The sequence below is a fragment of the Geodermatophilus siccatus genome (genome assembly GCF_900103785.1).
In the GTDB taxonomy this organism is placed as follows: domain Bacteria; phylum Actinomycetota; class Actinomycetes; order Mycobacteriales; family Geodermatophilaceae; genus Geodermatophilus; species Geodermatophilus siccatus.
The window spans coordinates 626495-647482 of sequence record NZ_FNHE01000001.1 but is presented as its reverse complement, the minus strand read 5'-3'; the positions used below and the strand labels follow the sequence as shown (position 1 = coordinate 647482).

Below are 20988 nucleotides of genomic sequence, written 5' to 3'. Positions count from 1 at the left end.
CGAGCTCGGCCAGGGACACAGCAGTGCCACGAGCGGCGTCGACGAGCGCCAGCGAGGAGGCGACGTGAGTGCGCTCCCGGGATCGGCCGAGGGGACGGCGGTCACCGGGCTGGACTCCAGCCCGGTCGAGCCGCCCGCCGCGGACCTGCCGCCGCTGACCGAGCAGGTCCGGCTCGAGGCGCGGGAGATCATCGCCCGCTACCCGCAGCCGCGCTCGGCGTTGCTGCCGATGCTGCACCTGGTCCAGAGCCACCAGGGCTACGTCTCGCCCGAGGGCGTGGCGCTGTGCGCCGAGGAGCTGGGCCTGACCAAGGCCGAGGTGGGTGCGGTCGCGACCTTCTACACGATGTACAAGCGCCGTCCCACCGGTCGGCACCTGGTCAGCGTCTGCACCAACACGCTGTGCAGCGTGCTGGGCGGGCAGCGGATCTTCGACGCCCTCAGCGCCGACCTCGGCGTCCACCACGACGAGACCGCCGCCGACGGCTCGGTCACCCTCGAGCACGCCGAGTGCCTGGCCGCCTGCGACTACGCGCCGGTGGTCACCGTCGACTACGAGTTCTACGACCAGCAGGACGTCGAGAGCGCCCGCGCGCTGGTCGCCGCCCTGCGCCGGGGGGAGAAGCCGCACCCCACCCGCGGCGCCCCGCTGACCGACTTCCGCGGGGTCTCCCGCCAGCTGGCCGGCTTCGACCAGTACGGCACCGAGGACGCCCGTGCGGCGGCGATCGACGCCGAGGGCTCGATCGACCCGACGCTGGCCGGGCTGCGGCTGGCCGCCGAGCGCGGCGAGTCCGCCCCGCCGATGCCGGGCCGCCCGCCGGCCGACGAGGCCGAGCCGGCGGGGACCGAGCCGCGCGAGACGACGCGGCCCTCCGGCCGCACCGGCGAGACCCCGGAGGCCGAGGCCGCCGACGCCCGCGTCGCCGCGGCCGACACCCCCGCCGAGCGGGCCGGCGCCGCGCAGGCCCACCCGGACAGGGGAGCCGAGTACGGCCAGCCGCGCGGGCGGCAACGGGCCGGCACCGAGACCCCGCCCGCGGCCGAACCCGCCACCGGCACGACTCCGCCCTCCCCGCCCAGCCCGAATCCACCCCGAGCCGACGGGAAGGCCTGACATGCCCCTCGCACCGGTGCTGACCTCCCGCTGGGCCGAGCCGCGGTCCTGGCGGCTGTCGACCTACGAACGGCTCGACGGCTACACCGCCCTGCGCACCGCGCTGTCCATGACCCCCGAGGAACTCGTCGGCCTGGTCAAGGACTCCGGGCTGCGCGGCCGCGGCGGTGCCGGCTTCCCGACCGGCATGAAGTGGAGCTTCATCCCCCAGCCCAAGCCGGGCGAGACGCCCAGCGGGCCGGCCGCGATGCCCAAGTACCTCGTGGTCAACGCCGACGAGGGCGAGCCGGGCACCTGCAAGGACCTGCCGCTGATGATGGCCGACCCGCACTCCCTGGTGGAGGGCGTGGTCATCTCCGCCTACGCGATCCGGTCGCACCTGGCGGTCATCTACGTCCGCGGCGAGGCGGTGCACGCCCACCGTCGGCTGGTCAACGCCGTCCGCGAGGCCTACGAGGCCGGCTATCTGGGCCGCGACATCCTCGGCTCGGGCTACGACCTGGAGCTGATCGTGCACGCGGGCGCCGGCGCCTACATCTGCGGCGAGGAGACCGCGCTGCTCGACTCGCTCGAGGGCTACCGCGGGCAGCCGCGCCTCAAGCCGCCGTTCCCGGCCGTCGCCGGCCTCTACGGCGCCCCGACGGTGATCAACAACGTCGAGACGCTGGCCAGCGTGCCGTTCGTCGTCCGCGGCGGCTCGGACTGGTTCAAGGAGTTCGGCCCGGAGAAGTCGCCCGGGCCGAAGATCTACTCGCTGTCGGGCCGCGTCGTCCGCCCCGGCCAGTACGAGGCCCCCATGGGGACGACGATGCGCGAGCTGCTGGAGATGGCCGGCGGCGTCCGCCCCGGGCACCAGCTGAAGTTCTGGACCCCGGGGGGTTCCTCGACGCCGTACTTCACGCCGGAGCACCTCGACGTCCCGCTGGACTTCGACTCGGTGGCCGCCGCGGGCTCGATGCTCGGCACCACCGCGCTCATGGTCTTCGACGAGACCGACTCGATCGTCGAGGCGACCCTGCGCTTCACCGAGTTCTACGCGCACGAGAGCTGCGGCAAGTGCACCCCCTGCCGCGAGGGGACCTACTGGCTGGTCCAGGTCCTGCAGCGGCTGGTCGACGGCCGGGGGACGGCGGCCGACCTGGACCTGCTCACCGACACCTGCGACAACATCCTGGGCCGCTCGTTCTGCGCCCTGGGTGACGGCGCGACCAGCTGCATCAGCAGCTCCCTGAAGTACTTCCGCGACGACTACGTCGCGCTGCTGCCCCCGGAGGAACAGGGCCGCCTCGGCCGCAGCCTCCGGCTCGAGCCCGTCGGAGTCGCCTCGTGACACTCACCAACCCGACCCCCGCGGCGGCGGTCCCGCCCGGCGCGCCGGGCCCGCACACCCCGCCGGACGCCGTCCACTGCACCATCGACGGCTTCGACGTCGCGGTGCCCAAGGGGACGCTGATCATCCGGGCCGCCGAGATGATCGGCGTGCAGATCCCGCGGTTCTGCGACCACCCGCTGCTCGAGCCGGTCGGCGCGTGCCGCCAGTGCCTGGTCGAGGTGGAGGGCCAGCGCAAGCCGGTGGCCTCCTGCACCATGCCGGTCACCGACGGGATGGTGGTGAAGACCCAGCTCACCAGCCCGGTCGCCGACAAGGCGCAGCAGGGCACGATGGAGCTGCTGCTGATCAACCACCCGCTGGACTGCCCGGTCTGCGACAAGGGCGGCGAGTGCCCGCTGCAGAACCAGGCGATGAGCAACGGCCGCGCCGAGAGCCGGTTCGTCGACGTCAAGCGCACCTACCCCAAGCCGCTGCCGATCAGCAGCGAGGTGCTGCTCGACCGCGAGCGGTGCGTGCTGTGCGCCCGGTGCACCCGGTTCTCCCAGCAGGTCGCCGGCGACCCGTTCATCGAGCTGTTCGAGCGCGGCGCCCTCGAGCAGGTCGCCATCTACGAGGACGAGCCGTTCTCCTCCTACTTCTCGGGCAACACCACGCAGATCTGCCCGGTCGGGGCGCTGACCAGCGCGCAGTACCGCTTCCGCGCCCGGCCGTTCGACCTGCGCAGCGAGCCCAGCGTCTGCGAGCACTGCGCCTCCGGGTGCGCGCAGCGCACCGACTACCGCCGCGGCAAGGTCGTGCGGCGGCTGGCGGGGGAGGACCCCGCGGTCAACGAGGAGTGGAACTGCGACAAGGGCCGCTGGGCCTTCCGCTACGCCACCGCCAACGAGCGGCTCACCACCCCACTGGTCCGGCGGGACGGCGTGCTGGAGCCGGCGTCCTGGCCGGAGGCGTGGGCGGCGGCGGCCGAGGGGCTGCGGGCCGCGCGGGACGCCGGCGGGGTCGGGGTGCTGCCCGGCGGCCGGCTGACCGTCGAGGACGCCTACGCCTACGCCAAGTTCGCCCGGGTGGCGCTGGGCACCAACGACGTCGACGCCCGCGCCCGCGCCCACTCCGCCGAGGAGCTGGCGTTCCTCGTGGCGCACGTCGCGGGCACCGGTCCGGCCAACGGAGCGGTCACCTACGACGACCTGACCAGCGCACCCGCGGTGCTGCTCGCCGGCCTCGAGCCGGAGGAGGAGTCGCCGATCGTCTTCCTGCGGCTGCGCCGGGCGGTGCGCAAGAACCGGCTGGCGGTCTACGACCTCGCCCCGTTCCCCACCACCGCCGCCGAGAAGCTGCAGGCCACCGTGCTCGCCACCCGTCCCGGCGCGGAGGCCCGCTCGCTGGCCGCCCTCGCCGAGGGCACCTGGGGCGGCCCGGCGGTCGAGGCGCTGCGGCAGCCCGGCGCGGTCGTGCTCGCCGGCGAGCGCCTGGCCGAGTCCCCGGGCGCGTTCTCTGCCCTGGTCGGGCTGGCCCGCGCCACCGGCGCCCGGGTGGCCTGGGTGCCGCGGCGGGCCGGGGAGCGGGGTGCGGTCGAGGCCGGCGCGCTGCCGGCGCTGCTGCCCGGCGGCCGCCCGGTCACCGACGCCGGCGCCCGCGCGCAGGTCGCCGCCGCCTGGGGCGTTCCCGACCTGCCGGCCACCCCCGGCCGCGACACGAACGGGATCCTCACCGCAGTCACGCACGGGCAGCTCAGGGGGCTGCTGGTCGGCGGCGTCGACCCGGCCGACCTGCCCGACCCGCGCCTGGCCGAGGCCGCGCTGGCCGACGCCGACTTCGTGGTCAGCCTCGAGATGCTGCCCAGCGCGGTCACCGCGCACGCCGACGTCGTCCTGCCGGTGGCCGCCGCCTCGGAGAAGGCCGGCGCCTACCTGGACTGGGAGGGCCGGCTGCGCCCGTTCGACACCACGCTGCACGGCACCGGCCGGCTGCCCGACGGCCGCGTGCTGCAGGGCCTGGCCGACGAGCTGGACGTCGACCTGCGGCTGCCCGCGCCGGAGGTCGCCCGCGCCGAGCTCGCCGCCCTCGGGGTCGTCGCCGAGCGCCCGCGCGTCACCGGCCTGGACGTCGTCCCGCCCGGTGACCCGGAGCTCGCCGAGGACCAGGCGGTGCTCGCCTCGTGGCGGCAGCTGCTGGACGTCGGCACGCTGCAGCGCGACGAGCCCGAACTCGCCGGCACCGCCCGCCCGCCGGTCGCCCGCATCGGCGAGGGGACCGCCCGCCGGCTGGGCCTGGCCCACGGCGACCGGGTCACCGTCTGCGGCGCGATGGGAGAGGTCAGCCTGCCGGTGCTGGTCACCGCGATGCCCGACCAGGTGGTCTGGCTGCCGATGCGCTCACCGGGCAGCGAGCTGCGCACCCGGCTGGGCACCCCGCCCGGCGGCGTCGTCCGCCTGGTCCCCGGAGGTGGGGCATGACCATCGCGGCCGCCGCCGACCAGCCGACCCTCGCGGACTTCGGCACCGACGTCTGGTGGATCGTCCTCATCAAGATCGTCGGCGTCTTCGTCGTCCTGGTGCTGCTGACGCTGTTCGCCATCGTCTTCGAGCGCAAGGTCGTCGCGCGGATGCAGCAGCGCATCGGCCCCAACCGGGTCGGCCCCCGCGGCTACCTGCAGAGCCTCGCCGACGGGCTGAAGCTGGCGTTCAAGGAAGACATCATGCCGGCGCTCGCGGACAAGCCGGTCTACTTCCTGGCCCCGGTCATCGCCACCATCCCGGCGTTCCTGGCCTTCTCGGTCATCCCGCTGGGGCCGGTGGTCAGCATCTTCGGCCAGCAGACCCCCTTGCAGCTCACCGACGCCCCCATCGGCGTGCTCGTCGTGCTGGCCTGCTCGGCGATGGGCGTCTACGGCATCGTGCTGGCCGGCTGGGCGTCGGGCTCGACCTACCCGCTGCTGGGCGGGCTGCGCAGCGCCGCGCAGATGGTCAGCTACGAAATCGCGATGGGGCTGTCGATCGTCGCGGTGTTCCTCTACGCCGGCTCGATGTCGACCTCGGAGATCGTCGCCGCGCAGGCCGACGGCAACCAGGTCTCCTTCTTCGGCCTGACGTTCACCGGCCCGGGCTGGTTCGCCGTCCTGCTGCCGGTCTCCTTCGTCATCTACGTCATCGCGGTGGTCGGGGAGACCAACCGGGCGCCGTTCGACCTGCCCGAGGCCGAGAGCGAGCTGGTCGGCGGCTTCCACACCGAGTACTCGTCGCTGAAGTTCGCGCTGTTCTTCCTCGCCGAGTACATCAACATGGTCACCGTCTCGGCGCTGGCCGCGACGCTGTTCCTCGGCGGCTGGCGGGCGCCGTGGCCGATCTCGATCTGGGACGGCGCCAACTCCGGCTGGTGGCCGCTGCTGTGGTTCTTCCTCAAGGTCGTCGCCGCGCTGTTCGTCTTCATCTGGCTGCGCGGCACGCTGCCCCGGCTGCGCTACGACCAGTTCATGCGCTTCGGCTGGAAGGTGCTGGTCCCCACCGCGCTGGTCTGGATCCTCGCCGTGGCCACCATGCGCACCATCGCCCGCGAGGCCGACCTCTCCACCGGCCAGGTGGCGCTGTTCGTCGGCGTCCCGATCGCGCTGCTGGTCATCGCCGTGCTGCTCGTCGCCAGCCGGGCCAGCAACCGGGCCACCCGCATCGCGGCGACCAAGGCCGCGGCCGGCTCCATCCACCCGACCGAGGCCGAGCCGGAGGTGCTGCCCCCTGCCGGGCCGCGCCGCCGCCCGGCCGACCGCACCGCTCCCAGCCGCGCCGAGGGCGGCTTCCCGATCCCGCCGATGGACCTCGCCGTCCCACCGTCGCCGCGGCTGCGCAGCCGCGAGACGGTCGCGCCCGACGGCGCCGTGGTGGGCACCGGGCGGCGCAGCGGCACCGGCACCCAGGAGGACGTCGATGACTGAGCACGGCGACGTGGACCGTCGCTCGCCGGACCCCCACGCGCCCGGGCACGACATGGTGGCGCAGACGAAGCGCGAGCTGGCCCACCGCGGCCGGGACGCCGGACCGGTCAAGCGGTCCAGCTGGCTGCCCGGGCCCGGGCAGGGCTTCGGGGTCACCTTCGCGCAGATCTTCCGTAAGGTGACCACCGAGGAGTACCCCGAGGTGCCCAAGGTGACCAAGCCGCGCTACCACGGGCGGCACGTGCTCAACCGGCACCCCGACGGGCTGGAGAAGTGCGTCGGCTGCGAGCTGTGCGCCTGGGCCTGCCCCGCCGACGCGATCTACGTCGAGGGCGGCGACAACACCGAGGACGAGCGCTACTCGCCCGGCGAGCGGTACGGCCGCGTCTACCAGATCAACTACCTGCGCTGCATCTTCTGCGGCCTGTGCATCGAGGCCTGCCCGACCCGGTCGCTGACCATGAGCAACGACTTCGAGCTGGCCGACGACAACCGGGCCGACCTGATCTACACCAAGGAGCAGCTCATGGCCCCGCTGCTGCCCGGCATGGAGGCCCCGCCGCACGCCATGCGACTGGGGGACGACGAGAAGGACTACTACGTGCGCGAGCCGCACCGGGTCCCGCCGGCCGACCCGGCCGCCGGGGCGCGGGTCGACCAGCCCGTCCCCGACGGGGCGGCGGGGCCGGTGGAAGGCGCGGTGCGGTCGTGAGCGACGTCGTCATCGGCACCGGCGAGGCCGTCGTCTTCTGGGTGCTCGGCCCGATCGCCCTGGTCGGGGCGCTGGGCATGGTGCTCTCGCGCAACGCCGTCCACTCGGCGCTGTGGCTGGTCAACACGATGCTGGCGCTGGGCGTCTTCTACGTCGTCCAGGAGGCGCCGTTCCTCGGCGCGGTGCAGATCATCGTCTACACCGGCGCGATCATGATCCTGTTCCTGTTCGTGCTCATGCTGGTCGGCCGTGACTCCTCGGACTCGGTCGTCGAGACGCTGCGCGGGCAGCGGGTGGCCGCGATCGTGCTCGGCCTGGGCTTCGCCGGGCTGGTCGGCGCCGGCGTCGCGCGGGCCACCCAGGACCTCGCGGTCACCGGTCTGGCGGGCGTGCAGGGCGGGGAGACCAGCAACATCGAGGCGATCGCCGGGGTGCTGTTCACCCGCTACCTGCTGGCGTTCGAGGTGACCAGCGCGCTGCTGATCACCGCCGCCGTCGGCGCGATGGTGCTGGCCCACATCGAGCGCGACGCCGGCACCCGGCCCACCCAGAAGGAGCTGTCGCGAGCCCGCTTCCTGACCGACCGGCCGCAGACGCTCCCCGGGCCCGGTGTCTACGCCCGCGGCAACTCCGTCGCCGCACCCGCGCTGCTGCCCGACGGCCGGCTGGCCGAGGACAGCTTCGCCACCGGGATCGAGCCCCAGGAGATCGAGCAGATGCCGCGTCCCACCGGCCGGGCCGAGCTCGGCACGCCCGACGCGGCGCTCGGCACCCTCGACCCCGCGCCCAGCGACATCCCGGGGGGGCGCGACCGATGAGTCTCACGCACTACCTGGTGCTCGCCGCGATCCTGTTCACCATCGGCGCGGTCGGCGTCCTCGTGCGGCGCAACGCCATCGTCGTCTTCATGTGCGTCGAGCTGATGCTCAACTCGGTGAACCTGACGCTGGTCACCTTCGCCCGCGCCAGCGGCACCGTCGACGGCCAGGTCATGGCGTTCTTCGTCATGGTCGTCGCGGCCGCCGAGGTGGTCGTCGGCCTCGCGATCATCATGTCGCTCTTCCGGACCCGCCGGTCGGCGTCGGTCGACGACGCCAACCTGCTCAAGTACTGAGGGACGGGGACCCGGGATGGACACCGCACCGGCTGACGGGCTGATCGCCGCGTCCTGGCTGCTCATCGCGCTACCGCTGGCCGGCGCCGCCGTCCTGCTGCTCGGGGGACGGCGCACCGACCGGTGGGGGCACCTGCTGGGCACCGGCACCGTGGTCGCGGCCTTCGCGCTCGGCCTGCTGTGCACGCTGCAGCTGGACGGCCGACGGGTCGACGTCGACCTGTTCACCTTCGTCTCGACCGGGTCGCTGGACGTGCAGGCCGGCCTGCTGTTCGACCCGCTGTCGGCGGTCTTCGTGCTGCTGATCACCGGCGTGGGCGCGCTGATCCACGTCTACTCGATCGGCTACATGGCGCACGACCCGCGCCGCCGGCGGTTCTTCGCCTACCTCAACCTGTTCGTCGCGGCGATGCTGCTGCTGGTCCTCGGCGACAACTTCGTGGCCCTCTACGTCGGCTGGGAGGGCGTGGGCCTGGCGTCCTACCTGCTCATCGCCTTCTGGCACGAGCGCCCGTCGGCGGCGACCGCCGCGAAGAAGGCGTTCATCATGAACCGGGTCGGCGACGTCGGGCTGGCGCTGGCGATCTTCCTGATGTTCGCCCAGCTGGGCACCGTCTCCTACGACGGCGTCTTCGGTGCGGTCGGCACCCTGGCCGCCGGCACGGTGACCGCGATCGGGCTGCTGCTCCTGCTCGGCGCCTGCGGCAAGTCCGGCCAGTTCCCGCTGCAGGCCTGGCTGCCCGACGCCATGGAGGGCCCGACCCCGGTGTCGGCCCTGATCCACGCGGCCACCATGGTCACCGCCGGCGTCTACCTGATCGCCCGCAGCGCGCCGATCTACGACCAGACCCCCACCGCGCGGGCCGTCGTCCTCGCCGTCGGGGCGCTCACCCTGATGATCGGGGCGATCGCCGGCTGCGCCCAGGACGACATCAAGAAGGTGCTGGCCTACTCCACGGTCAGCCAGATCGGCTACATGTTCCTGGCCGTCGGCCTCGGCCCGGTCGGCTACGTCGCGGGCCTGGCGCACCTGCTCACCCACGGCTTCTTCAAGGCCGGCCTGTTCCTCGGCGCCGGCTCGGTGATGCACGCGATGGACGACGAGGTCGACATGCGCCGCTTCGGCGGCCTCGCGTCGCGGATGAAGGTCACGTTCGTGACCTTCGGCCTGGGCTACCTGGCGCTGATCGGCTTCCCGTTCCTGTCCGGCTTCTACACCAAGGACGCAATCATCGAGGCCGCGTTCGACCGCGGCGACGGCTGGGGCTACCTCCTCGGCGGGGTCGCGATCCTCGCCGCCGGGCTGACCGCCTTCTACATGACCCGGCTGATGCTCATGACCTTCTTCGGCCGCCCCCGGTGGGAACCCGGCGTCCACCCGCACGAGTCGCCGACGGTGATGACCGCGCCGATGGTGCTGCTCGCGGTCGGCTCCGTGCTCGCGGGCTTCCTGCTGGTCGTCGCCTTCCCGCTGGAATCGTGGCTGACGCCGGTGTTCGGCGAGCCCGAGGAGGCCGAGCACGTCGTCGCGCCGCTGGTGGTCAGCGTCCTGGTCACCGTCGTCATGGCGCTCGGCGTGCTCACCGCCTGGCTGTTCGTCGGCCGCCGCGAGGTGCCGGTGACCGCGCCGGTGCGGGTGTCGCCGGTGACCCGCGCCGCCCGCCGCGCGCTCTACGCCGACGCGGTGAACGAGTCGCTGTTCATGCGGCCCGGGCAGTGGCTGACCCGCGCGCTGGTGTTCTTCGACAACCGCGGCGTGGACGGCGCGGTGAACGGCCTGGCCGCGACGCTGGGCGGCTCGTCGTCCCGGCTGGGCCGCACGCAGACCGGCTTCGTCCGCTCCTACGCGCTGTCGATGCTCGGCGGCGCGGTGGTCGTCGCGGGCGCGCTGCTGGCGGTGACGGCCGGATGAGCAGCAACTCCACCGAACGAGAGGCGACGGCGGCGTGAGTGACTTCCCGTACCTGCTCACGATGATCGCCGTCCCGGCGGTCGGGGCGGCCGCCGTCGCCGCCCTGCCGAGGGGGCGCGAGGGGACCGCCCGGCAGCTCGCGCTGGGCGTCAGCCTGGTCGTGCTGCTGCTCGCCGTGCTGACGACGATCGCCTTCGACGCCGGCGGTGAGCGGTTCCAGCTGACGACGTCGGTCTCCTGGATCCCCGACTTCGGCGTCGACTTCGCCCTCGGGGTCGACGGCATCGCGTTGGTGATGCTGCTGCTCATCGGCGTGCTGGTGCCGGTGGTCGTGGTCGCCTCGTGGCGCGACGAGCCGACCGGACGGCGCTCGATGCGGGCCTTCTGGGCCTGGCTGCTGCTGCTCGAGTCGATGATGGTCGGCGTCTTCGCCGCGACCGACGTCTTCCTCTTCTACGTCTTCTTCGAGGCGATGCTCGTCCCGATGTACTTCCTGATCGGCAGCTTCGGCGGGCCGCGACGGCAGTACGCGGCGGTCAAGTTCTTCCTCTACAGCCTGGTCGGCGGGCTGGTCATGCTGGCCGCCGTCATCGGGCTGTACGTGGTCAGCGCCAACGAACTGGGCGAGGGGACGTTCGCCTTCGACGCGCTGCGGCAGATCGAGATCGACCCGGGCGTGCAGAAGCTGCTGTTCCTCGGGTTCTTCGTGGCCTTCGCGATCAAGGCGCCGCTGGTGCCCTTCCACACCTGGCTGCCCGACTCCGGTGCCGAGGCGCCGATCGGCGGGGCGGTGCTGCTGGTCGGCGTCCTGGACAAGGTCGGCACCTTCGGGTTCATCCGCTACTGCCTGCCGCTGTTCCCCGACGCCTCGCGCGACCTCGCGCCGTACGTCCTGGTGCTGGCCGTGGCGGGCATCCTCTACGCCGCGCTGCTGGCGATGGGGCAGAGCGACATGAAGCGCCTGGTGTCCTACACCTCGATCGCGCACTTCGGCTTCATCGCGCTGGGGATCTTCGCCTTCACCACCGAGGCGACCACGGGCGCGGTGCTCTACATGGTCAACCACGGCATCGCGACCGGCCTGCTGTTCCTCGTCGTCGGCATGCTCATCGCCCGCGGCGGCTCGCGGCTGGTCGGGGACTACGGCGGCGTGGCGACCCAGGCGCCCCTGCTCGCCGGCGTCTTCCTCATCGCGGGGCTGGCCTCGCTCGCGCTGCCGGGCACCAACAGCTTCGTCAGCGAGTTCCTCGTGCTCATCGGCTCGTTCCCGACCCGGCCGGTGTTCACCGTGCTCGCCACCGTCGGCATCGTGCTGGCCGCGCTGTACGTGCTGCTGCTCTACCAACGCACCATGCACGGCCCGCCGCGCGGCGTGCTGCTCGAGCCGGCGCCGGAGACCCCGGCGGGCGCCACCGGGGCGGGTGACGGGGCCACCCCCGCCACCGGGTCGGGCGGCGGGGCCACCGCGGCCACCGCGACCCTCGAGGCCCCGGCGGCCGCGCCGGCCCGGCTGCGGGTGCGGGACCTCTCCCGGCGCGAGCTGGCCGTCGCCGCGCCGATGGTCGCGATCGTCATCGCGCTGGGCTTCTACCCGCAGCCGCTGATCGACCTGATCGAGCCGGCGGTCGCCGCCACGATGAGCGACGTGGGGGCCGACCCGGCCGGCGTCTCCCCGCAGGCTCCCGTCGAGGGGACGGACTGATGATCGAGGCCCCGGCCATCTCCCTGGCCGCGCTGGCGCCCCTGCTGTTCGTCTTCGGCGCCGCGTGCGTCGGCGTCCTCGTGGAGGCCTTCGCGCCGCGGGACGTGCGCCACCCGGTGCAGGTCGCCGTCGCCCTGGTCGGCACCATCGGCGGCCTGGTCACCAGCCTGCTGCTGGCGGGGGAGCGGCAGGTCACCGCGGGCGGCGCGCTCGCCGTCGACGGCCCCGCGGTCTTCCTGCAGGCCACCATCGCCGGACTCGGGGCGCTGTCGCTGCTGCTGTTCGCCGAGCGCTCGCTGGACCCGGCCCGCTCGGCGTTCGTCGCCGCCGCCGCGGTGCCGGCGGGCAGCCCGCGCGACCGCGAGCTGATGACCGCCCCGCGGGTGCAGACCGAGGTCTACCCGCTGACCACGTTCGCCATCGGCGGCATGATGCTGTTCGTCGCGGCCAACGACCTGCTGGTCATGTTCGTCGCGCTCGAGGTGCTCAGCCTGCCGCTGTACCTGATCAGCGGGCTGGCCCGTCGCCGACGGCTGCTGTCGCAGGAGGCGGCGGTCAAGTACTTCCTGCTGGGCGCCTTCGCCTCCGCCTTCTTCCTCTACGGCCTGGCGCTGGTCTACGGCGCCACCGGCAGCATCCGGCTGTCGGTCATCCGCGAGGCGTCCGCCTCCGAGGCCGGGGGCGGCGTCCTGCTGGTCCTCGGCCTGGCTCTGCTGGTGGTCGGGCTGATGTTCAAGGCCAGCGTGGCGCCCTTCCACGCGTGGACGCCGGACGTCTACCAGGGCGCCCCGACGCCGGTCACCGCGTTCATGGCCGCCTGCACCAAGGTCGCGGCCTTCGGGGCGATCCTGCGCCTGCTCTACGTCGCCTTCGGCACCAGCGAGTGGACGTGGCGGCCGCTGGTCTACGGCATCGCGATCGTCTCGATGGTGGTCGGCGCCGTCCTGGGCCTCACCCAGACCGACCTCAAGCGGATGCTGGCCTACTCCTCGATCGCGCACGCCGGGTTCCTGCTCACCGGCGTGCTCGGGTACGGCAGCGGCGCCGACGGCACCGGCTCCGGGCTGGGCGCGACGATGTTCTACCTGCTGGCCTACGGGCTCACCACGATCGGTGCCTTCGCCGTGCTGACCCTGGTGCGCGACGGCGACGGCGAGGCCACGCACCTGTCCCAGTGGGCGGGCCTGGCCCGCCGCTCGCCGCTCACCGCGGCGGTCATGGCGCTGTTCCTGCTGGCGCTGGCGGGCATCCCGCTCACCAGCGGCTTCACCGGCAAGTTCGCCGTCTTCCGGGCCGCGATCGACGACGGCGCGTGGCCGCTGGTGGTCGTGGCCCTGCTGGCCAGCGCCGTGGCGGCGTTCTTCTACCTGCGGGTCATCGTGCTCATGTACTTCTCCGAGCCGGCCGTCGACGGGCCGACCATCGGCGTCCCCGGCCTGCCGACGACGCTGGTGCTCGCGGTGACGGTCACCGCGACGGTGGTGCTCGGCGTCGTCCCCGGGGCGGTGCTCGATATCGCCGAGCGGGCGGCTAGATTCGTCGGTTGATGACCGGAGCCAGCGCCGCCGTCGGCGGGGAGACCTCGACCGACTCCTGGCAGCGGATCTCGACCCCTGCCTCCACCGTCGGCCCGTGGCTGCCGGAGGGCGACCTCGGCGCCCGGCTCGCCGAGGGGCTGGGCCGGGTCGAGGAGGCCCTGCTCACCGCCGTCGGCAGCGAGCACGCGTTCGTGCAGGAAGCGGCCGGGCACCTCGTCGCCGCCGGCGGCAAGCGGTTCCGCCCCCTGCTGGCGCTGCTCGCCGCCGAGCTCGGCGACCCGCACGCCACGGGGGTCACCGAGGCCGCGGTGGTCTGCGAGCTCACCCACCTGGCCACGCTGTACCACGACGACGTGATGGACGAGGCCGCCGTGCGGCGTGGGGCGCCCAGCGCCAACAGCCGGTGGTCCAACAGCATCGCGATCCTGACCGGCGACTTCCTCTTCGCCCGCGCCTCCGACCTGCTCGCCGACCTCGGCCCCGAGGCGGTGCGCATCCAGGCGCGGACCTTCGAGCGGCTGGTCACCGGGCAGATCCGGGAGACCGTGGGCGCGCAGCCCGGCGACGACCCCGTCGCGCACTACCTCGAGGTGCTCGCCGACAAGACCGGCTCCCTGGTCGCGACCTCGGCGCGCTTCGGCGCCTCCTACGCGGGGGTGGCGGCCGAGCTGGTCGCCGCGCTGACCGCCTTCGGCGAGGAGGTCGGCGTCGCCTTCCAGCTCTCCGACGACCTGCTCGACATCGTCAGCCGGGACGGCGCGTCCGGGAAGTCACCCGGCACGGACCTGCGGGAGGGCATCGCCACGCTGCCCGCCCTCTTCGCGCTCGCCGGCGACGACCCGGCCGAGCAGCGGTTGCGCGAGCTGGTCTCCGGGCCGATCACCGACGACGCCGAGCACGCCGAGGCGCTGGAGCTGCTGCGCTCGTCGGCGGCCCTGCAGCGGGCCACCGAGGTGCTGCGCGAGTACGCCGACCGGGCGCAGGCGCGGCTGTCCGGCGTCCCCGAGGGGCCGGTCCGCGAGGCCCTCTCGGCGCTGTGCGACTACGTGGTCACGCGCACCAGCTGACCTCCGGGGGCATGCTGGGCGCGTGCGCCCCCGCCACCACCTGACCGGCCTGGTCGTCGGGCTGCTGCTGCTCTCCGGGTGCTCGACAGCGGCGGGGGAGGAGCCCGACGCCGCTCCGACCGCTCCCGCTCCGACCGCTCCCGCGCCGACCACCTCCGCGCCGACGACGTCCTCGCCGGCGCCCGCGACGCCCGAGCCGGCCCCCGCCCTCGACGTGGCGGTCGTCGCCGAGGGGCTGGACCACCCCTGGGACGTCGCCCAGGCCCCCGACGGCACCCTGCTGCTCGACGAGCGCTCCGGCGGCCTGACCGCGGTGCTGCCCGACGGCACGGTGCGCGAGCTGGCGGCCGACTTCGGCGACCTGTTCGCCCTCGGGGAGACCGGGCTGATGGGCCTGGTGCTCGACCCGGGTTTCGCGCGGGACCGCCGCTTCTACACCTGCCAGGGCATCGAGGAGGACGGCGGCGCGGAGATCCAGGTGACCGCCTGGACCGTCGACCCGGGCTGGACGAGGGCGACCCGCGTCGACGACCCGCTCATCGACGACATCCCGGTCAACGAGCGCAGGGGCCGGCACGGCGGCTGCCGGCTGCGCTTCGACGACACCGGCGCCCTGCTCGTGGGCACCGGCGACAACGCCGTCGCCACCAACGCCCAGGACCCCGCCACCCTCGCGGGCAAGGTGCTGCGGGTCGACCCGGCCACCGGCGAGGCGGTCGCCGACAACCCGTTCGCCGGCCGGCCGGACGCCGATCCGCGGGTGTGGACCTACGGCCACCGCAACGTGCAGGGCCTCGCCGTCCGGCCCGGCTCCGGGCAGGTGTACGCCGCCGAGCACGGGCCCCGCCGGGACGACGAGGTGACCCTGCTGCGGCCCGGCGGCAACGGCGGCTTCGCACCCCAGGGGCCCGGCTACGGCGAGTTCGTCCCGATGACCGACCTCTCCCTGCCCGATGCGATGCCGGCCACCTGGGCGTCCGGCGACCCCACGATCGCCTCCTCGGGCGCCACCTTCCTCGCGGGTGAGCAGTGGCAGGGCTACGAGGGCCTGTTGCTGCTGGGCGTCCTCAAGGACCGGGGGGTCCTGGCGCTGCGCGTCGCGGATGACGGCACCTTGCTCGAGCAGTTCCGGCTGCCCGAGCTGGAGGGCACGTACGGCCGCATCCGGACCGTGCAGCAGGGCGGGGACGGCGCCCTCTACGTCACCACGGACAACGGCGACGGCGAGGACCAGCTCCTCCGCGTCACGCCCCGGTAGCCGCCCCCGACACCCGGTCGCGCACCCGGGCCGGGACGGGTGTGTCCGGGGGCAGCAGCGGGCACGGCTCGGGCTCGCCCACCACGGTGCGCAGCGGGAGGACACCCGCCCACACCGGCGCGGACAGGTCCCGCTCGTCGTCCCCCGGTGGGCCGGTGCGCACCTTGACGCTGGCCTCGGTCAGGTCCAGGGCGAGCAGCGCGGTGGCGGCGAGCTCCCTGCGGTCGGGCCGGCGGGTGGCGGCCCAGGACCCCGGGGCCAGGTGCTCGGTGAGCGCCTCCAGGCCGAGCAGGCGCTCCTCCGGGTCGGTCACCGGCCGGGCCACCCCGTGCACGACGGCGCAGCGGTAGTTCAGGGAGTGGTGGAAGGCCGAGCGGGCGTAGACGACGCCGTCCACGTGGGTGACCGTGAGGCAGACCGGCGCGCCCGAGGCCGCCGCCCGCAGCGTCGCCGCGCCGGTGGAGCCGTGCAGGTACAGGGTCTCGCCCCGCCGTCCGTAGCCGGTCGGCAGCACCACCGGCGAGCCGTCCAGCACGACGCCCAGGTGCCCCACCAGGCCGGCGTCCAGCACCGCGTACAGCTCGGTGCGGTCGGTGCGGGCGCGCTTCGCTCCTCGGCGGATCGTGCTGCGGGGCGTGGGGGAGAGCGGCGGTGCGGTGTCCACGAGCTCACCGTGCCTGCTCGCGTGGCCTCCTCCCAGGGCCAATACGCTGCCATTCCGGGAGGCCACTACGAGGGGAGGTGCGGTGTGGTCGACGTGCCACCGGTGGTCCTCGACCGGGCGTCCGGGACGCCGCTGTCGGTCCAGCTGGCCGACGCGCTGCGGACGGCGACGGTGGCCGGCACGCTCCGCCCGGGCGACCGGCTGCCCTCCACGCGTGAGCTCGCCGTCGCCCTCCGGGTCAGCCGCACCGTCACCGCCGCCGCCTACGACCAGCTGCTGGCCGAGGGGTGGGCGGACGGGCGCCGCGGTGTCGGCACCTTCGTCGTCGGTACGGCGACCGCGGCACCGGCACGATCCCCGGCGCCACGGCCGGCTCGTCCGCGCACGCCGACGCCGATCGACCTGCGGGCCGGCGCGCCCTGCCTGGAGGTCCTGGACCGCGCCGCCTGGCGGCGTGCGTGGCGCGCGGCCGGGGACCCCGCCCCCGACGCCGGCCCCGAACCGGCCGCGGACCCGGGCTTCCAGCGGGCGGTGACCGAGCACCTGCTCCGGCACCGCGGTCTCCCCGCTGCCCCCGGCGACGTGCTCGCCACGGCGGGGACCTCGGCCGCGGTCGCGGAGCTCGCCCGGCTGCTGCCTGCCGGTAGCCGGGTGGGCGTCGAGGACCCCGGCTACCAGCGCGTGGTCGGCGCGCTCCGGGACGCCGGCGCAACGGTGGTGCCGCTCCCGGTGGACGGCGACGGCCTGGTGGTCGAGGCGGTGCCCCCCGGCCTCGCGGCGGTGTACTGCACGCCCGCGCACCAGTACCCGCTCGGGCGCCGGCTCTCCGCGGCCCGCAGGCTCGCCCTCGTCGCCCGTGCCCGCGCCGAGGGCTGGTGGGTGCTGGAGGACGACTACGACGGCGAGCTGCGCTACGACGTCGCGCCGCTGCCGCTGCTGGGCGCGCTGGGCCCGGACGTCACGGTGCACCTCGGCACGAGCAGCAAGATCGTCAGCCCGACGCTGGGGGTGGGCTGGCTGGTGGCTCCGCCGGAGCTGCGCGCCGCGCTGGTGGCCAGGCGGACGGCGACCGGCACCCGGCCCGCGCGGGCCGGGCAGCGGGTGTTCGCCGCCCTGGCCGCGAGCGGGGACCTCGCCCGGCACCTGCGCCGGCTCCGGCGCGAGCTCGCGGCCCGCCGCGACGAGGTGCTGGCGGCGGTGGCCGCCGGTGGGGCGGCGGCCGAGGGTGACCCGGCCGGCGCGCACGTGCTGGTGCCGCTGCCCGACCTGCGGGTCGAGGAGGCCGTCGTCGCCGCGGCGGCCGAGCGGGGCGTCGCGGTGGACGGACTCGGGCGACACTGGACGAGGCCCGGTCCGCACGCGGCCGGACTGGTCGTGGGGTTCGCCGCGCCCACCCGTGCCGACCTGGGGTGCGCCCTGCCGGTGCTCACCGGGGCGCTCCGGGACGTGCTCGGCCGAGACGACGACCGGCCCGCCTCCCGGGAGGGAGGCGGGCCGGTCGAGGAGCGGGTCAGGCGCTGACGGTCCAGGTGTCGCTGCCGCTCAGCAGCGCGCCCAGGTCCGCCGGCGAGGAGGTGCGGGCCTCCTCGACCTGGTCGGCCATCATCCGGTCGTAGGTCGGCTTCTCGACCGACCGGAAGACGCCCATCGGGGTGTAGCGGAGGTCCTGGCTGGACAGCCGCGACAGCGCGAAGGCGTACGACGGGTCCTGACGGGTGGCGTCGTGGACGACGATGTCACCGGCGTCCACCTGGTTGGTCTCGGCGATCCGCAGGCCGCCGAACTCGTCGCGGACCACGCACGAGGCGCCGTCCGGACCGAACACCAGCGGCTCGCCGTGGACCAGCGGGATCGACCACTGCACGCCGGTGGTCGGGTCCTTGAGCAGGTCGAACGCGCCGTCGTTGAAGATGTTGCAGTTCTGGTAGATCTCGACGAGGGCGGTGCCCTTGTGCTCGGCGGCCTGCCGCAGCACCTCGGTGAGGCCCTTGCGGTCGGAGTCCATGGCCCGGCCGACGAAGGTGGCGTCGGCACCCAGCGCGAGCGACACCGGGTTGAACGGGTGGTCCAGCGAGCCCATCGGGGTGGACTTGGTGACCTTGCCGACCTCGCTGGTGGGCGAGTACTGGCCCTTGGTGAGCCCGTAGATCCGGTTGTTGAACAGCAGGATCTTCAGGTTCACGTTGCGGCGCAGCGTGTGGATCAGGTGGTTGCCGCCGATGGACAGCGCGTCGCCGTCCCCGGTCACGACCCACACCGACAGGTCCGGGCGGGACGCCGCCAGGCCGGTCGCGATGGCCGGCGCACGGCCGTGGATCGAGTGCATCCCGTAGGTGTTCATGTAGTACGGGAAGCGCGAGGAGCAGCCGATGCCCGAGACGATGACCATGTCCTCGCGCGCGATGCCGAGGCTGGGCAGGAAGCTCTGGACCGCGTTGAGGATGACGTAGTCACCGCACCCCGGGCACCAGCGCACCTCCTGGTCGGTCTTGAGGTCCTTGGCCTTGAGGTCGGTGCGCTTCTCGCCCTGGGTCTCCAGGGAGCGGGCGATGGCGTCGGCGATGGGACCGTCGGCCGGCATGCCGAGGTCGATGGTGGTCACTGGGTGCCTCCGGTGGTGGAGTCGATGACGTCCTGCACGACCGCGGCGAGCTCGGCGGCCCGGAAGGGCAGCCCGCGCACCTGCGTGTGGCTCTCGACGTCGACGAGGTACTTGGCGCGCAGCAGCATCGACAGCTGCCCGAGGTTCATCTCCGGGCAGATCACCCGGTCGTAGCGGCGCAGCACCTCGCCGAGGTCGGCCGGGAACGGGTTGAGGTGGCGCAGGTGGATCTGCGCGACCGACCGCCCCGAGCGCCGGATCCGCCGGCACGCGGCGCCGATGGGCCCGTAGGTGGAGCCCCAGCCGATGACGGCGACGCGGGCGTCGCCGTCCGGGTCCTCGACGTCGGTGGGCGGGATGCTCGCCGCGATGCCGTCGACCTTGGCCTGGCGCAGCCGGGTCATCAGGTCGTGGTTGGCCGGGTCGTAGGAGATGTTGCCGGTCTTGTCGGCCTTCTCCAGACCGCCGATGCGGTGCTGCATCCCCGACGTCCCCGGGATGGCCCACGGGCGGGCCAGGGTCTCCGGGTCGCGCAGGTACGGCAGGAACTCCGGCGTCCCGTCGGCGGCGGTGCCGTTGGGCTCGGTGGCGAACTCGACCGAGAGGTCCGGCAGCTCCTCGACGTCCGGGATCTGCCAGGGCTCGGCGCCGTTGGCCAGGTAGCCGTCGGAGAGCAGCATGACCGGCGTGCGGTAGGTCAGCGCGATCCGCGCGGCCTCGATCGCGGCGTCGAAGCAGTCGGCGGGCGAGCGCGGCGCGATCACCGGCACGGGCGCCTCGCCGTTGCGGCCGAACATCGCCTGCAGCAGGTCCGACTGCTCGGTCTTGGTGGGCAGCCCGGTGGAGGGGCCACCGCGCTGCACGTCGACGACGACCAGCGGCAGCTCCGTCATCACCGCCAGGCCCAGCGCCTCGGACTTCAGCGAGATCCCCGGCCCGGACGTCGTCGTGACGCCGAGGGCGCCGCCGAAGGACGCCCCGATCGCCGAGGCGATGCCGGCGATCTCGTCCTCGGCCTGGAAGGTGCGGACGCCGAAGGACTTGTGCCGCGACAGCTCGTGGAGGATGTCCGACGCCGGGGTGATCGGGTAGGCGCCGAGGAACACCGGCAGGCCCGAGCGCTGCCCGGCCGCGACGATGCCCAGGGCCAGCGCCTGGTTGCCGGAGATGTTGCGGTAGCGGCCCGGCGCCATCGGGGCGGGCTTGATCTCGTAGGAGACCGCGAAGGCCTCCGTCGTGTCGCCGTAGTTGTATCCGGCCCGGAAGGCGGCGATGTTGGCTGCGGCGATCTGGGGCTTGCGGCGGAACTGGCGCTCGAGGAAGCGGACGGTGCCCTCGGTGGGCCGGTGGTACATCCAGCTCAGCAGGCCGAGGGTGAACATGTTCTTCGAGCGCTCGGCCTCCTTCTTGCCGAGGCCGGAGTCGGCGAGCGCCTCGAGGGTGAGGGTGGTCAGCGGCACGCTGACCAGCTGCCAGCCGTCGAGGGAACCGTCCTCGAGCGGGTTGGTGGCGTAGCCGACCTTGGCCAGGTTCCGCGGGGTGAACTCGTCGGCGTCGACGATGAGCAGCCCGCCGCCGGGCAGGTCGGAGAGGTTGGCCTTGAGCGCGGCCGGGTTCATGGCGACCAGCACGTCCGGGGCGTCGCCCGGCGTCATGATGTCGTGGTCGGCGAAGTGCAGCTGGAAGGAGCTGACACCCGGCAGGGTCCCCGTCGGCGCGCGGATCTCGGCGGGGAAGTTCGGCAGCGTCGACAGGTCGTTGCCGAAGGACGCCGTCTCGCTGGTGAAACGGTTGCCGGTGAGCTGCATGCCGTCGCCGGAGTCACCGGCGAGCCGGATGACGACGCGGTCGAGCTCGACGACGCTCTTGACGAAGGGCGTCGTGCTCCCCGCCGTGCTGGCGACGACGGACGGGTCAGTCGTGGTCATCAGTGGTGCACCTCCACCGGCCGAGGTTACGTGTCCGTCACACCACGCGGATCTGTGATGCGAGCGACACTCGGGACGGCCGGGGACCCCCCGGCACCTGACAGCCCCAACCC

General features: G+C 73.9%; 16 protein-coding genes. 13 read left to right on the top strand and 3 right to left on the bottom strand.

Annotated elements, in window-relative coordinates:
• Nucleotides 1–64 precede the first annotated feature (64 nt).
• Genes nuoE through BLS21_RS03005 form a run of 12 tightly spaced genes read left to right on the top strand, consistent with a single transcriptional unit; the run spans nt 65 to nt 15681 of the window.
• Complete coding sequence (gene nuoE, locus BLS21_RS03060) at nt 65–1117, top strand: NADH-quinone oxidoreductase subunit NuoE (protein ID WP_091213500.1); 1053 nt, start codon at nt 65–67, stop codon at nt 1115–1117.
• A gap of 1 nt (nt 1118) precedes the next feature.
• Entirely contained in the window at nt 1119–2447 is a 1329-nt protein-coding gene (gene nuoF / locus BLS21_RS03055) for an NADH-quinone oxidoreductase subunit NuoF (protein ID WP_091213497.1), read from the top strand.
• The gene (locus tag BLS21_RS03050; RefSeq protein WP_091213493.1) at nt 2444–4906 is read left to right on the top strand and encodes an NADH-quinone oxidoreductase subunit G; all 2463 of its coding nucleotides are present in this window, start codon (nt 2444–2446) and stop codon (nt 4904–4906) included. The genes nuoF and BLS21_RS03050 overlap by 4 nt, the downstream gene beginning before the upstream one ends.
• Nucleotides 4903–6378 carry an NADH-quinone oxidoreductase subunit NuoH gene (nuoH, locus tag BLS21_RS03045; protein ID WP_091213492.1) on the top strand — a complete coding sequence of 492 codons (1476 nt, stop codon included), beginning with the start codon at nt 4903–4905 and terminating at the stop codon, nt 6376–6378. Before BLS21_RS03050 ends, nuoH begins: the two co-directional genes overlap by 4 nt.
• Entirely contained in the window at nt 6371–7090 is a 720-nt protein-coding gene (gene nuoI / locus BLS21_RS03040; RefSeq protein ID WP_281241893.1) for an NADH-quinone oxidoreductase subunit NuoI, read from the top strand. Before nuoH ends, nuoI begins: the two co-directional genes overlap by 8 nt.
• Nucleotides 7087–7908, top strand: a complete 822-nt coding sequence (locus tag BLS21_RS03035) for an NADH-quinone oxidoreductase subunit J (RefSeq protein WP_091213489.1) — start codon at nt 7087–7089, stop codon at nt 7906–7908. Before nuoI ends, BLS21_RS03035 begins: the two co-directional genes overlap by 4 nt.
• The gene (gene nuoK, locus BLS21_RS03030) at nt 7905–8204 is read left to right on the top strand and encodes an NADH-quinone oxidoreductase subunit NuoK (RefSeq protein WP_091156841.1); all 300 of its coding nucleotides are present in this window, start codon (nt 7905–7907) and stop codon (nt 8202–8204) included. Before BLS21_RS03035 ends, nuoK begins: the two co-directional genes overlap by 4 nt.
• Before the next feature lie 16 nt (nt 8205–8220).
• On the top strand, nt 8221–10116 hold the full coding sequence (gene nuoL / locus BLS21_RS03025) for an NADH-quinone oxidoreductase subunit L (RefSeq protein ID WP_175479373.1): 1896 nt from the start codon (nt 8221–8223) through the stop codon (nt 10114–10116).
• A 34-nt stretch (nt 10117–10150) separates the two neighbouring features.
• Complete coding sequence (locus BLS21_RS03020; protein ID WP_091213486.1) at nt 10151–11818, top strand: NADH-quinone oxidoreductase subunit M; 1668 nt, start codon at nt 10151–10153, stop codon at nt 11816–11818.
• Nucleotides 11818–13365 carry an NADH-quinone oxidoreductase subunit NuoN gene (gene nuoN / locus BLS21_RS03015; RefSeq protein WP_091213484.1) on the top strand — a complete coding sequence of 516 codons (1548 nt, stop codon included), beginning with the start codon at nt 11818–11820 and terminating at the stop codon, nt 13363–13365. The genes BLS21_RS03020 and nuoN overlap by 1 nt, the downstream gene beginning before the upstream one ends.
• Nucleotides 13365–14423 (top strand): polyprenyl synthetase family protein, encoded by a 1059-nt coding sequence (locus BLS21_RS03010; RefSeq protein WP_091213481.1) that lies wholly within the window; start codon nt 13365–13367, stop codon nt 14421–14423. Before nuoN ends, BLS21_RS03010 begins: the two co-directional genes overlap by 1 nt.
• 22 nt (nt 14424–14445) lie before the next feature.
• Nucleotides 14446–15681 (top strand): PQQ-dependent sugar dehydrogenase, encoded by a 1236-nt coding sequence (locus BLS21_RS03005; protein WP_091213479.1) that lies wholly within the window; start codon nt 14446–14448, stop codon nt 15679–15681.
• Here the strand turns inward: BLS21_RS03005 and BLS21_RS03000 are convergent.
• Entirely contained in the window at nt 15668–16345 is a 678-nt protein-coding gene (locus BLS21_RS03000; protein WP_091213476.1) for a pyridoxamine 5'-phosphate oxidase family protein, read from the bottom strand. The genes BLS21_RS03005 and BLS21_RS03000 overlap by 14 nt on opposite strands.
• A gap of 84 nt (nt 16346–16429) precedes the next feature.
• On the opposite strand from BLS21_RS03000, the gene BLS21_RS02995 reads away from it, so the two are divergent.
• On the top strand, nt 16430–17866 hold the full coding sequence (locus tag BLS21_RS02995) for an aminotransferase-like domain-containing protein (RefSeq protein WP_245699984.1): 1437 nt from the start codon (nt 16430–16432) through the stop codon (nt 17864–17866).
• On the opposite strand, the gene BLS21_RS02990 is transcribed toward BLS21_RS02995, so the two are convergent.
• A complete protein-coding gene (locus BLS21_RS02990) occupies nt 17856–18947 on the bottom strand; it encodes a 2-oxoacid:ferredoxin oxidoreductase subunit beta (RefSeq protein WP_091213474.1) in 1092 nt (363 codons plus the stop codon). The two genes, BLS21_RS02995 and BLS21_RS02990, sit on opposite strands and share 11 nt — an antisense overlap.
• Entirely contained in the window at nt 18944–20875 is a 1932-nt protein-coding gene (locus BLS21_RS02985; RefSeq protein WP_091213470.1) for a 2-oxoacid:acceptor oxidoreductase subunit alpha, read from the bottom strand. The genes BLS21_RS02990 and BLS21_RS02985 overlap by 4 nt, the downstream gene beginning before the upstream one ends.
• Nucleotides 20876–20988 lie beyond the last annotated feature (113 nt).